10 protein-coding genes are annotated in these 13,323 nt (G+C 56.0%); 3 read left to right on the forward strand and 7 right to left on the reverse strand.

Annotation, left to right across the window (positions count from 1 at the left end):
• The first annotated feature begins 108 nt into the window (after positions 1–108).
• Positions 109–2,718 (forward strand): bifunctional lysylphosphatidylglycerol flippase/synthetase MprF, encoded by a 2,610-nt coding sequence (mprF, locus tag D9K61_RS21270; protein ID WP_120635642.1) that lies wholly within the window; start codon positions 109–111, stop codon positions 2,716–2,718.
• A gap of 3 nt (positions 2,719–2,721) precedes the next feature.
• On the opposite strand, the gene D9K61_RS21275 is transcribed toward mprF, so the two are convergent.
• The 6 genes from D9K61_RS21275 to D9K61_RS21295 form a co-directional block, all read right to left on the reverse strand.
• Positions 2,722–4,284: an efflux transporter outer membrane subunit gene (locus D9K61_RS21275; RefSeq protein ID WP_120635207.1), complete on the reverse strand. Its 1,563-nt coding sequence runs from the start codon at positions 4,282–4,284 to the stop codon at positions 2,722–2,724.
• A gap of 11 nt (positions 4,285–4,295) precedes the next feature.
• Entirely contained in the window at positions 4,296–5,441 is a 1,146-nt protein-coding gene (locus tag D9K61_RS21280) for an HlyD family secretion protein (protein WP_120635208.1), read from the reverse strand.
• Between the two features lie 21 nt (positions 5,442–5,462).
• The gene (locus tag D9K61_RS21285) at positions 5,463–5,819 is read right to left on the reverse strand and encodes a DUF3302 domain-containing protein (protein WP_120635209.1); all 357 of its coding nucleotides are present in this window, start codon (positions 5,817–5,819) and stop codon (positions 5,463–5,465) included.
• A gap of 34 nt (positions 5,820–5,853) precedes the next feature.
• A complete protein-coding gene (locus tag D9K61_RS21290) occupies positions 5,854–6,423 on the reverse strand; it encodes a disulfide bond formation protein B (RefSeq protein WP_120635210.1) in 570 nt (189 codons plus the stop codon).
• Between the two features lie 9 nt (positions 6,424–6,432).
• The gene (locus D9K61_RS27055) at positions 6,433–6,588 is read right to left on the reverse strand and encodes a DUF5993 family protein (RefSeq protein ID WP_162946987.1); all 156 of its coding nucleotides are present in this window, start codon (positions 6,586–6,588) and stop codon (positions 6,433–6,435) included.
• Positions 6,589–6,703: 115 nt separating this feature from the next.
• On the reverse strand, positions 6,704–7,462 hold the full coding sequence (locus D9K61_RS21295; RefSeq protein ID WP_120635211.1) for a DeoR/GlpR family DNA-binding transcription regulator: 759 nt from the start codon (positions 7,460–7,462) through the stop codon (positions 6,704–6,706).
• A gap of 260 nt (positions 7,463–7,722) precedes the next feature.
• Here D9K61_RS21295 and glpD point away from each other — a divergent pair, with 260 nt between their 5' ends.
• Together glpD and D9K61_RS21305 are read left to right on the forward strand one after the other, a co-directional pair.
• On the forward strand, positions 7,723–9,312 hold the full coding sequence (gene glpD, locus D9K61_RS21300; RefSeq protein WP_120635643.1) for a glycerol-3-phosphate dehydrogenase: 1,590 nt from the start codon (positions 7,723–7,725) through the stop codon (positions 9,310–9,312).
• A gap of 213 nt (positions 9,313–9,525) precedes the next feature.
• Positions 9,526–10,086 (forward strand): DUF2087 domain-containing protein, encoded by a 561-nt coding sequence (locus D9K61_RS21305; RefSeq protein ID WP_120635212.1) that lies wholly within the window; start codon positions 9,526–9,528, stop codon positions 10,084–10,086.
• Between the two features lie 97 nt (positions 10,087–10,183).
• Here D9K61_RS21305 and D9K61_RS21310 read toward each other — a convergent pair whose 3' ends face one another.
• Positions 10,184–13,321 (reverse strand): efflux RND transporter permease subunit, encoded by a 3,138-nt coding sequence (locus tag D9K61_RS21310; RefSeq protein WP_120635213.1) that lies wholly within the window; start codon positions 13,319–13,321, stop codon positions 10,184–10,186.
• Positions 13,322–13,323: the final 2 nt, after the last annotated feature.

The raw sequence follows: 13,323 nt of genomic DNA on the forward strand, positions 1-13,323 counted from the left end.
TTGAAGGAAATTGTGACAGAATTTCATTGAGGGTGACACAAGCCTCACCTGTCGTTTTGATGGGGTGCGGGGTTGCGCACGATAATGGCTGGGGCGGATATCTTAAGCATGGCGACACAAGATCAAAACGCAGGCTCCAAAGCCGTGAATTGGGCAGAAAAACTTGCCACGCTCGTTGAAAAGCCTTGGGTTCGGATTGCGATACCGGTCTTTATCACGTTGATGGCACTGACGATTTTGCATGATCTGTCTGCGCATGTGAAATGGTCAGATGTGCAAACCGACATTGCGGCAACGTCATGGAAACTGATGTTCTTCGCCCTCTGCTGGACCGCATTCAGTTTTGCGTCACTATCATTTTATGACGTCTTCGCAGTTCAAAGCGTTGCGGGTGGTAAGGTGCCGTTGCCCGTGGCCGGTATGGCAGGCGCGAGTGGATACGCAGTCTCCAATTGTCTCGGGTTTTCGTACATCACGGGGACTGCAATTCGGTACCGGATCTATGCATCGTTGGGGTTGGATCTGGGTCGCGTGGCTGGGGTGATTGCCACATCCTGGGTCGCATTCTGGATGGGATTGATTCTGATTTTGGGTGTTCTGCTGACGTTGCACCCGGACGGGATCTCCAAGGTCATGCCCATCAGCGAAACGACCGAAACCATCATCGGGCTTTGCATGCTCGCTGGCTTGGTGATTTTGTTCATCTGGCTGTCCAGCGGTGGGCGCCGATTGGCCTTTGCCGGGGTAGGGTTTGATCTGCCCGGAGGCAAGCTGGCTGGTCTGCTTACGCTGGCCGCGCTTGGCGACCTGTTTGGCGCATCTATGGCGCTGTATGTTCTGATGCCGGATGATCTGGGCGTCGGATTTCCGTATTTCTTTACGATCTATATTGCAGCGATTGCCGTCGGAATCCTCAGCCATGCGCCAGGCGGCATTGGCGTTTTCGAGGCGACGCTGATCGCTGGTCTCGGCGCCTCAGGCCGATCCGACGTAATTGCCGCGCTGCTGCTGTACCGCGTGGTTTACACCTTCCTGCCTTTTGCCATTGCAAGCTTGTCGATCGGTGTCGCTTCGGCACTGACCCAACGCCGCCGGATCGGCGGGGCGGCGACATGGGTCTATCGCGTTATCCGTCCCATGGTGCCAATGGTTGCTGCTGGTGTGGCGGCCGTGGCCGGTGTGATCCTTCTGGTCTCGGGCGCGTTGCCGTCCGATAGCCAGAATCTGGGTGTCTTGCGCGAATTTCTGCCCCTGTCTTTTGTCGAAGCATCACATCTGGCCGGCAGCGCCGTGGGTGTTTTGCTTATCCTGGTGTCGCGCGGTTTGTTCCGCAAACTCTACCGCGCATGGGTTGTTGCCATGCTGCTGATGGTGGCGGGATTTGCCGCCTCGCTGGCCAAGGGTTTGGACACCCACGAAGCGATCAGCATGGTGGGCACCATTGCGTTGCTTGCCACCTTCAGAGGCGCGTTCTATCGCGTCAGTGGTGCGTCGATCTTCAGGCTGAACATCCCATGGCTGGCCAGCGTCATTGCCTTGTTGGCAGTTGTCTTCTGGGTCGGCCTTTTTGCCTATTCCCATGTTCAGTATCAGAACGCTTTATGGTGGGAGTTTGCGTGGAACGGGGATGCGTCGCGTTTCTTAAGGTCGAGCCTAGTGGTTGCCGTCATCCTTGGCGTCGTCGCAGTGAACTCATTGTTTGGTCGCGAAATCCCAGCGCCAGCGCGCGTCGGTATCCCCAAGGCGGTTGAAAAGCTTGTTATGGAAAGTGAGGATACGGAGTCTCAGATTTCCCTGACGGGTGACAAGCAATTTCTGATTTCACCGGATGAGACTGCCTTTATCGCCTACGCCGATACTGGAAACGCCATAGTCTCTAAAGGCGAACCTGTTGGGGATGAAACGGCCGGACAACAACTGATCTGGCAGTTGCGCGAGATGGCAGATCGCGAAGGGAAGCTCTGTGCGTTTTACAGTGTTTCGACCAAGTACCTGCCCACGTTTCTGGATCTTGGCCTGTCGATCCTGAAAATCGGCGAGGTCGCGCGCGTGCCGTTGGAAGATTTCTCGTTGGATGGAAAGCCTCGCAAGCGGTTTAGGCAAGCCAAGAACCGGGCCGAGCGAGAAGGCTATGTGTTCGAGATTATTGCCAAGGAAGATCTTGCGCCTGTACTGCCGGAACTGCGTCAGATTTCCGATCACTGGCTGGAAAAGAAGGCCGGGGCCGAGAAGGGGTTCGCCTTAGGCGGGTTCGACGATGATTACCTGTCTTACTTCGACCATGCCGTGCTGAGAGACGGTGATACCGGCAAAATCATGGCCTTTGCCAATCTGTTTCAGGGCGGCAATAAATCCGAGCTTTCGCTGGACCTGATGCGGTATGAGCCTGACAGCCCCAGCTTTGTTATGGATGCGCTGTTTGCAGAAATGATGGCATGGGGGTCCGAGCAGGGCTTTCACTGGTTTTCGTTGGGCGCGGCACCGTTCTCGGGGATCGAAAACCGTCAGCTGGCGTCGATTTGGAACAAGATCGGTGGGTTCGTCTATGAACATGGTGAGCAGTTCTATCACTTTGAGGGGCTGCGATCGTTCAAGCAAAAATTCGACCCAGAATGGAGCCCAAATTACCTGGCTAGCCCTGGCGGCCTTGCGGCACCGCGGATTCTGTATGAGGTAAATATTCTGATCTCGGGCGGGTTGCGCGGATTGACGAAATAGCTGTCAGTTCAGGCTGGCGCGTGTTGGGGCCTGTTCCAGCAGGTCCCCCCAATCGGTCCGATATGCCATTTCAGCCAACACCGTTTCGGGCAGGAATTCCTGATTTTGACGGATCTGCCAGCCGCCGCCCAAGCCTTTGTAGACCGCTACCAGATTGCTCGAGACCTGTTGGCGTGCCTGGATCAGGTTGGCCTGCGACCGCAAAAGCGCGGTTTGTGTGTTCAGGATACGTGAATAGCTGGCGATCCCATCCCTGTACTGACTGATGGCGATGTCCGCGGCCTTACGCGACGCGTCCACGCTCTGTTGATAGAACCCGACCTGTTTGCGCGCCTGCACGTAGGCAACCATGGCGCTTTCGACCTCGGAATAAGCCGTCAGAACGGTGTTCTGATAGTTGGCGATCAGCGCCTGATAGGCGGCGTCCTGCGCGCGCACATTGTTCTTGATCCGCCCGTAATTCAACACGTTCCAAACAACGCCCGCGCTTGCCAGCCCGGTGGTGCTGTTTGAGCTGAACAGATCCCGCCCGCCCGAGGCCTGCAAGCCGATAGATCCAGACAGGACAAACTGCGGATACAGGTCCGCCATGGCAATCCCGACCTGTGCTGATTGCGTGGCGGCGGCCAGTTCGGCGGCGCGCACATCTGGACGCCGGCGCAGCAACTCGGCCGGAATACCAACCGAGACATTGGACCGTGCCGATGGAATCCGTCCCGAGTTGCCCAGCAGGCTGGTCATGCGTGACGGGGTGGTGCCCAACAGAACCGCCAACGCGTTCTTGGTTTGCTGCAAATCGCTTTCCAACTCGGGCACCAGCGCTTTGGTGTTGTTCAAAAGCGCCTTGGATTCCTGCACGTCCAGCTCGGTCGTGACACCGTTATCAAACCGAAGCTGGGTCAGGTCTGCGGATTCCTGTTGCAGCTTAATATTATCGCGGGCCACAAACAGCGACTCCTGCAAGGCCCGGATATTGACATACAGGGCCGCTACATCGCCGGTCAGTGTGACCAGCGCGTCATCATAGTTTGCCACCTGCAAGGCCAGGTTCGACCGAGCCGCCTGAACACCGCGCCGCTGCGCGCCCCAGACATCCAGTTCCCACTGCGCATCAAATCCAACCTGCGACGTGGAAAACTCGGTATCCAATGGGATGATCCGGTTGATGTCCGCGACAGGGGCAAGGTTATCACTGATCTGTCGCCGTTCCAGCGATCCGCCGATCGCCTGTGATTGTGGATAGAGCTCGCCGAAGGCGATGCCCAGTTGCGCGCGGGCCTGCAGCACGCGGGCACCGGCCACCTGCAAAGTCAGGTTTTGCGCATATGCTTCGGCGATCAACTTGTTCAGGGTCGGATCGTTGAACGTCTCCCACCATTTGACCACCGGCGCACTGCGCGAAGTTAGCCCGCTTTGGCCGACACTGGGGCTGTTCACCTCGATCCACTGTTTGACGACGGGTGAATTCGGCCGGACGAAATCGGGGCCGACAGGGGTGCACGCGACAAGCACTGCAGTGCAAAGGGCAGTTCCCATCAGTCTGCGAAAGGATGTGGCCCGTGTCATGATGCGTGTCCTTAAATATCCAGCGGTCGAATGAAGTTGGCGAATGAATAGAGGCGGATGTTGATGCGCCGCAGAAACTCAAAGGTTTGGCCTTGGCCAGTGTAAATCGCGACGGCCGCGTGGCCACCCGCCGGAAACGTATGTTTCTCGGGGACATCTACGGTGATCTGTACCGCGATCCGCCCGGGAATCTTCGGCAGCTCAAAACCGGGCAGGCGGCCTGATGGCAGATACTGCCCTTGGCGCGTGGCCCACCAGATCGCCTCGACTTTGCCGGGTAGAATTTCGCCGGGGTAAAGGTCCAGAGCCACCTCAACCTCTTGCCCCGGTTCGACAAATTTCAGGTTTTGCTGCCGAAACGTCGCCAGAATATAGGGGCTGTCTTCGGTCACAAAACTGGCAATGGCCCCAAGTCGGATATCTCCGACCACCAATCCGGGGCGTGCCTGTTGCGAAACGATCATGCCGTTTTCAGGGGCGTAGATTGTCGTGTTTTCAAGGAAGTATTCGGCCTCGGCCAACTGGGCTTGCGCCTGAAGGATACCGGTGTTGACCCCGTCGATCTGCGACTCCAATGCCAGCTGTGCCTTTTGAAGGTTTGCTTCGGCCTGTTTGACGGATGCCTGATCTTCGGTAACCTGCTCGTTCCAGCGATCCAGTTCGTCCTGCCGGGCACCGCCGGCAGGGACAAGATTTTCATAGCGTGCCTTTTGCGTCAGGGCGTAAGCCAGCTGCGCGTTGGCCCGTTCGACCGCTTCGGTCGAGGCGATCACGTCCTGTTCAAGAATCTTGGCATTTTGTTCCGCCGCAACCAATTGGGCATTGGCGTTGTCGACCGCAAGCGAGAAAATCGTGTCGTCAAAGCGATACAGGGGATCGCCCTTGGTGATCTGAGTGTTTGGTTCCACCAACACTTCGGTCAGAATCGTTGGCTGGGTCAGTTTTGGCACGATCTGGATTGTTGAGCGTACCACGTGACTGTCGACAGAGAAGGGCTGAAAAAACCGCAGCGCGACAAGAAAGATCAGCAACAGATGCGCCCCGACCCAGAACGAGACAATCCCCCAGGTGATGCTGAACTTCAGCCATTGCGCCTTGAAGAAAATGAACCAGACGAAAATGATGTAGAAAAGCGTGATGCCAAGAGCGACGAACATAATATTTTGATTCCTTAAGCCTTAGCTTTTCCGCGTCTCGTCAGAAGCGGGCAGATATTCTTCTTTGACCGTGCCGCCCAGACGTTCGATCTCTTTCCGGATGGCGTCGCGTTCGTCTTCGGGCAAGCGGCGAATATCAACGGTCATGCCGTCGTGGAACGCCCACATAAAGGCATGTACCCAGGGAACGACGGCCAAGAACCCCATCCACCCCATGATCTTCACGGCCTCGGCATGGGGATGATTGCGCTTGATCGCGATCCGTCCAGGCAGACCCATTATGAACAGAAACAGCCCCATCACAGCCGCCAAAATCAGGATCAATGCAACGAATGTCAGATAGTCATAATAGCCCAGCGGCTGGCCCAAAAGTCCCATGCGCGTTCCTCGTTTCAGGAAGGTTGTCCCATCCTCAGTTGTTGGTGCCCAATTCGTCAATCAATTTGTAGCTGGTCGGTGGGTCGGCACAAATGCCTGGACCGCATTCAATCAATGTCGAAACAGCATTCAAGGCGGCCAATCCCAGCATGATGAAGAAGGCGGATTTAGCGAGGGTACTGCCTCCGAAGCGGGGCTCGGTTTTGGAATCTTCGACATATTGGCGATCGAACAGCAGCATGATGGCTGTACCCAATAGGATCAGAAAAAAGCAAATCGCGGCCCAAGTGTAATAGTGCAAGCCCAAAACAGGCGACCCGTAGTGACCTGTTCCCGGAACGATATGAAGGAGAATTTGACGCACGGATACGCTGCCGCCGAACAGCGCGGCAATCAGCACAATAGCATAGTGTTGCGGACGTGACCCATACAGCAGGTTGAGGCCAAGTCCAACGCCGACAGCAACAAATCCGACGCGTTGCAACAAGCAAAGAGGGCACGGTAGTTCATCCAGTTTGAACTGATAGAGATAGGCCAGTATCAGCACCAGGCTGACAGCCAACATTCCAAAGGCGTTTAAGGTTCTGGACAATTCCGGTGTCATCACGACCTCCTATAGTTGAATGGTCAGTTGGCTGGTTGCGTGGAATTTCAACCAGTAGACACTCAACGCCAGTGTGATGAAGAACAGCGTATTGGCGGCCATTGTCATCTTGAAATAACTTAACCCCATGACGACTGTAAGTAACGCAAATAAAAGCGCTATCATGGCCTGGTTCTCCCAATCCGTTTGCGATGGCAATGTTTGAGAATACTGTCAGGACCAACCTTGTCTTGCAAGGATAGTGAGAGGTATTGGTGTTCAAAACAGAATGGCGATGGGGCTACGTCACGCGGAGTGATGTGTCCCAATCGGCCAGTTTTCGGGTTAGATCGTCAGGCAGCGGGCAATCTGTGTAAAACGAGTCGATGTCGGTCAGGGACGCGATGCGCGCCGGGGCAGAGCGTTGGAACTTTGAGTGATCGGCAACCAGAAACGTACGCCGTGCCTGTTCGATGATGGTCTGGCTGACAAGCACCTCCTGAAAATCGAAATCCATAAGATCGCCGTCGGCATCCAGTGCGGAACATCCGACAATGGCATAGTCGAACTTGAATTGCCTGATGGTCGAGACGGTCAGGTTGCCGATCAACCCACCATCCGAACGGCGCAGAATTCCACCTGCGACAACGATCTCACACTCTGGGTTCTCGACCAGAATATTTGCGACATTCATATTGTTGGTCACCACCATCAGGTTCTTGTGACTCAGCAATTGGCGCGCAACAGCCTCGGTCGACGTTCCGATGTTCATGAACACCGATACCCCGGCCGGAATGTCCGCAGCACAAAGTTGCGCAATCTGTGTCTTGGCGTCTTCGTTCAGGCTGCGTCGGTCCTCGTACCCGATATTGGAGACGCCTGATCGCAAAACCGCACCGCCATGCACCCGGTCCAGCTTGCCCAGGTCCGACAGTTCAGACAGATCCCTGCGGATGGTCTGGACCGTCACGCCGAACTTCGCGGCCAAATCGTCGACCGCCACACGGCCGTTTTGTTTGGCCATATTCAGAATGTCGGATTGGCGAAAAGAAAGCGACATATGCGGCTCCGGTGATCTTCGATTTGTTCGTTTTTGTTCTTTTTGGGGAGATTTGCAAGGGCTTGAGTTTTTCAAAGCGTGTGGGCGTGCTCAATGCTTGCGCTTCAAACACCTGACTTTCAAAGCAATGACAGCCCGGCGGGACTCTAAAGCGGAGGTTTGTGCTTTAGTATTGTTTTCATCTAAAAACGAATATAAACGAAAGATAAAATAGATGAAGCGAACGCATTCGAGCGTTCAGCATGAAGGATCATCCTGCCATGGACCAGCGAGATAACCAGATCACCGACCTGTTCATTATCGGCGGTGGGATCAACGGGTGCGGAATCGCGCGGGATGCGGCCGGACGAGGTTTGTCGGTGGTGCTGGCGGAAATGAACGATCTGGCGTCGGCCACATCGTCTGCATCGACCAAACTGTTCCACGGCGGGTTGCGGTACCTTGAGTATTTCGAAATCCGTCTTGTACGAGAGGCGCTGATCGAGCGTGAAACCCTGCTGCGCGCGATGCCGCATATCAGTTGGCCAATGCGCTTCGTGCTACCCTATCACGAAGACATGCGGTTTGATGCTGAAACACCAACGTCCAAGCTGCTCAGTACGGTTATGCCGTGGATGCGCGGGCGTCGTCCGGCCTGGTTGATCCGGTTGGGATTGTTTCTTTATGACCATCTGGGTGGCCGCAAGATCCTGCCGGGCACGACGTCATTGAACCTGCACACGGCACCCGAAGGTGCGCCGCTTCAGGACAAGTTTGAAACGGCATATGAGTATTCCGACTGTTGGATCGAGGATTCGCGACTGGTTGTGCTGAACGCGCGCGACGCGGACTCCCGGGGGGCACAGATCATGGTGCGGACCGAGGTTACTTCGGCCGAGCGGGTAGACAACTTATGGCACGTCACGATCCGGGACAGAGACAGCGACGAAACCCGGATGATCCAGGCGAAGATGTTGATCAACGCGGGCGGACCATGGGTGGGTGATATCATTCAGACAAAGATCCATGTGAACTCTCGGGAAGGGGTACGTTTGGTACGGGGTAGCCATATCGTCACGCCCAAGCTTTATGATCACGACAAATGCTATTTCTTTCAGGGCGAGGACGGGCGCATCATTTTTGCCATTCCGTACGAGCGGGATTTCACCCTGATTGGCACAACCGATCAAGATCATTCCGACCCGTCCGTTCCCCCCGAGTGCACCGAGGTCGAACAGGACTATCTGTGTGACTTCGCCACGAAATATTTCAAGAAGCCGGTGACCCGCGACGATATCGTGTGGACCTATTCGGGTGTGCGTCCGCTGTATGACGACGGGGCCAGCAGTGCAACAGCAGCAACCCGGGACTATACGTTGAAAGTCGACGCCAATGGTGGGGCACCCGTTCTGAACGTGTTTGGTGGCAAGATCACCACTTATCGTCGTTTGGCCGAAAGTGCGCTGGAGAAGGTTGCCGAGCATTTCCCGAATTTGCCTGGACCCTGGACCGCAGGTGTCGCGCTGCCGGGCGGTGATTTCCCCGTGACCGGCGTGCAAGACCAGATAGCTCGGCTGATGATTGATTACCCGTTTCTCGGCCAACCGTGGGCCGCGCGCCTTATCCGGGCCTATGGTACCGAGGCGAGGGCGGTACTTGGTGAAGCAAACGAGGCCACGGATCTGGGAGAGGATTTTGGTGCAACCCTGACCACCCGCGAAGTGACTTGGCTGATGGACAAGGAATATGCGCACAAGGCGGATGATGTGGTCTGGCGTCGTAACAAGCTGGGGCTTCGCTTGTCCGCGGGTCAGATCGCGCGGTTGGATGAGTGGATGGTTGAACGGCGAAACGCCCAAAGCGCGGCCTAACGCGTCGCCTTTCAAATACCGGTTTGAATGGTGCTTTGAAACCATCACTGATCGTGCTACCCAACGGGCACGGTCGGCAGACACCGAGGCGTCGCTGCTCTTATCAGAGTGCTAAACCTGCTATTCATTCCCAAACGGCATCGCATAAACTAGGGCGTTGTTTCGTTAAGTCAGTGACCGACGATCGAGCAAAGCGCCCGCTATGGATGCACGATGACCAAAACCCCTTTACCCTTGCACGCAGATGATCTGACGCTGTTTGCAAAATCTTTGTCCAGGCAACTTGGCGTAGCGAGCCCCTCGCACCTGGTACTGCTGAATATGATCGCCCGGGCGGCCGGGTTTCAAAACGTTCAGCACATGCGGTCCGTTACTGCCGCTCAACGGCGGTTGGAGGTACAATCGCATAAACCTCCGGTCGATATGCGTTCGGTCGAGCGCGCACTGTTTCAGTTCGATAACACTGGTCGCTTGCGTCAGTGGCCTTCGAAACGGTCCGTGCAAACCCTCGCCCTTTGGGCTCTGTGGGCTGCTTTGCCTGCTGGTGACACGCTTCACGAGCGCGATGTGAATGAGCGTCTGAACCGCGAACACCTGTTCAGCGATCCGGCGACCTTGCGGCGCTGCATGATTTCTTGTGGCCTGTTGACACGGCAAAACGACGGAACCGATTACAAACGGGTCGAACAAGCCCCGCCTGCCGAAGCAGAAGCGTTGATCCGTGCGGTAACGACCCTGCGACGGGTTCGAAGGGAAAATGAAGTTCTCAATTAGACGCTCCGTTGGAGATCCAAGGTTGACCGATCAGATCCCGTGAATTGAAAAAGCCCCGCAGTATCTGCGGGGCTTTTGTGTTCAACGACCACTATGGTCAGGCTGTTTCTTCAGGCGAGTCCGGACCATTCTTACTGCCCTTCAACCATTCTCTCAGCCCCTGCATCAGGGCGTAGAGGACGGGCACCAAGATGACACCAACCAATGTTGCTGCGAGCATGCCGCCAAATACCGCCACCCCGATGGCTTTCTGACTGGCCGCACCAGCGCCGTTTGCCGCAAGAAGCGGGACAACACCCAGCAGGAAGGACAGCGCTGTCATCATCACGGCCCGGAATCGTTGAAACGCGGCTTCGGCAGCAGCTTCTTTGATGGACAGTCCCTTGGCGCGTTGTTCCATCGCAAATTCGACAATCAGAATGCCGTTCTTTGATGCCAAGCCCACAAGCATGATCATGCCAATTTGCGTGTAAAGGTTGATATCGCTGCCCACAATTGCCACCGCGGCAACCGCGCCGAACAAGGCAACGACGACCGATAGCAGGATCGACACAGGGAGTGACCAGCTTTCATATTGGCCGACAAGGAACAGATATCCGAACAGGATGGCGAGCCCCAGGATCACGATGACAATGCTGCCCGATGCCAATTGCTGTTGCGCTGTTCCGGTCCACTCAAAGGCGTAGCCCGGGGGCAGGGCGGTCACAGACTCCTCGGTCATCACATTGATCGCATCCCCGCTGGACAGGCCCGGCGCTGGAACCGCTGTAACTGTAGCGGATCGGAACAGGTTGTGGCGTTTTAGCAAAACCGGCCCCAATACGTTTTCGACATCAATCAGCGTGCCCAAAGGCACCATTTCCCCTTGGGTGGATCGAACATAGAGGTTCGAGATATCCTCGACATTGTCACGATATGTCCCGTCTGCCTGAATCATCACGCGATAGACCCGACCAAACAGGTTGAAATCGTTCACATAATACGAGCCCAGTTGAGCCTGCATCGTCTGGAAAATCTCGGACACGGACACTTGCAGCGTCTTGGCCTTCTCCCGGTCCAGATCAACGAAAAGCTGAGGAACATTTGCGCGGAACGTCGTATAAGACTGTGCGATTTCAGGTCGTTGATTGGCCGCATACACAAAGGACCCGACTGCAGATGCCAGATCTTGTGGCGTGCCGCCACCGGTTTGCTGAACCTCCATTTCGACGCCGGCCGACATGCCCAATCCCTGAATGGGTGGTGGGTTAAAGGCCAGGATAGAAGCTGCTGACTCGCCGTTGGCAATCGCGAGGATCTTGGCAAGGATGGCATCGGCACTCAGGTCATCTTCTTGTCGTTCGCTCCAGTTGTCGAGATTGACGAAAATCGCTGCCCCGTTGGTAATGGTGCCATTGAGCATCGAAAAGCCATTGACCAGAACGGTACTGGCAACCCCGGGGATTTCGCGAATTTTCTCATCCACGCGTTTGGTAACGGTCTCCGTCCGTTCCAAGGTCGCTGCGTCAGGCAGCTGCACATCCACGAACAGGTAGCCGTTGTCCTCAAGCGGAATGAAGCCCGCTGATGTGTTGGACATGATCGTCCCGGTGCCCATACCCAGCGCCACAATCAGGCCCAGTGCGATCACTGGCATAATCAGGAGCTTGCGCACCAGTGAAACATAGCCATTCCGAACAGTGCCGATGAACCCCTCGAACAAGGCCAGAATCCCTTTGGGTGGGCCGGATCGAGCGCGCAGTACCAAGCCACACAGTGCCGGCGAAAGGGTGAGCGCGTTGATGGATGAGATCACGACAGCAGTCGAGATTGTGACGGCAAACTGTGAATATAGCCGCCCGGTGATGCCAGGCATGAAGGTGACTGGCACAAACACCGCCAGCAGAACCAGCGTGGTTGCAATGACCGGGCCCGTGATCTGGCCCATTGCCTTTCGCGTCGCCTCGGCCGGGGGCAGGCCTTCATCCGCGATGATGCGTTCGACGTTTTCGACAACAACGATGGCATCATCCACCACGATCCCGATGGCGAGCACCAACGCGAACAGAGAAATGGTGTTCAACGACATGCCGAACATTAACAAGAACGCGAATGTCCCGATCAGAGAGACCGGGATTGCGACTGCTGGAATGATTGTAGCTCTCCAACTGCCCAGGAACACAAACACGACCGAGATCACCAGAACGAATGTCAGGATCAGAGTTGAGACCACATCGTTCAACGAGGCTTCGACGAAGTCCGTGGTGTTGAAGGGCACGTCGTATTCCACATCAGAGGGGAAGGAGCGCGACAGTCGCTCCAACTCGGTCTGAACTCGCTCGGACACGGCCAGCGCATTGGCACCAGGGGCCTGATAGATACCGATCACGGTGGCTGGAACTGCTTGAAAATAACCAGAGGCCGAATAGAACTGGGCGCCCAGCTCGGTTCTGGCAATGTCTTTGACGCGAACGATAGCACCGGCCTCGCCGGTGCGGATCACAATATTGGAGAACTCCTCGGCCGAGGTGAGGCGGCCTTTGGATTTGATAGTGTACTGAAACGTCTGCCCTTCAGGCACAGGGGGGGAACCAATGGAGCCAGCAGAAACCTCGATATTCTGCTCGCGAATGGCGTTGATCACGTCGCCGGGCGTGATGGACAAGGCCGCCATCTTGTCGGGATCCATCCAGATCCGCATGGCGTATTCCAGGTTGGTCAGGACGTCGGCCTTACCAACGCCTTGAACACGGGCCAGTGCATCGCGCAGATTGATCGAGGCGTAGTTTGACAGAAAAACGCTGTCATAAGTGCCTTCAGGCGAAGTCAGCGTGACCAGCATCAGCATATTCGTCGAAGATTTCTGTGTGACGACACCCGAAGATGTCACTTCGGCTGGTAAAGAGGACGTTGCCTGCGCCACCCGGTTTTGCACGTTTACCGACGCGATGTCAGGATCTGTGCCGACCTCAAAGGTGACGTTCAGCGAGTAGGACCCGTTATCTGATGAGGTGGACGTCATGTAAATCATGTCGTCCACGCCGTTGACCTGCGCCTCAATCGGGGCAGCTACGGTGTTTTCAACGGTTTCGGCGTTGGCACCGGTATAGGTGGCCGTAACGCTGACTACCGGTGGGGTAATGTCCGGGAATTGGGCGACTGGCAGGACCATATATCCGATGCCGCCCAAGATGGTCAGGACAAGCGAGATGACAAGCGCCAGCTTTGGCCGGCTGATGAACAGGGCTGAGAACATCA

The sequence above is a fragment of the Ruegeria sp. EL01 genome (genome assembly GCF_900313035.1).
Lineage (GTDB): Bacteria > Pseudomonadota > Alphaproteobacteria > Rhodobacterales > Rhodobacteraceae > Ruegeria.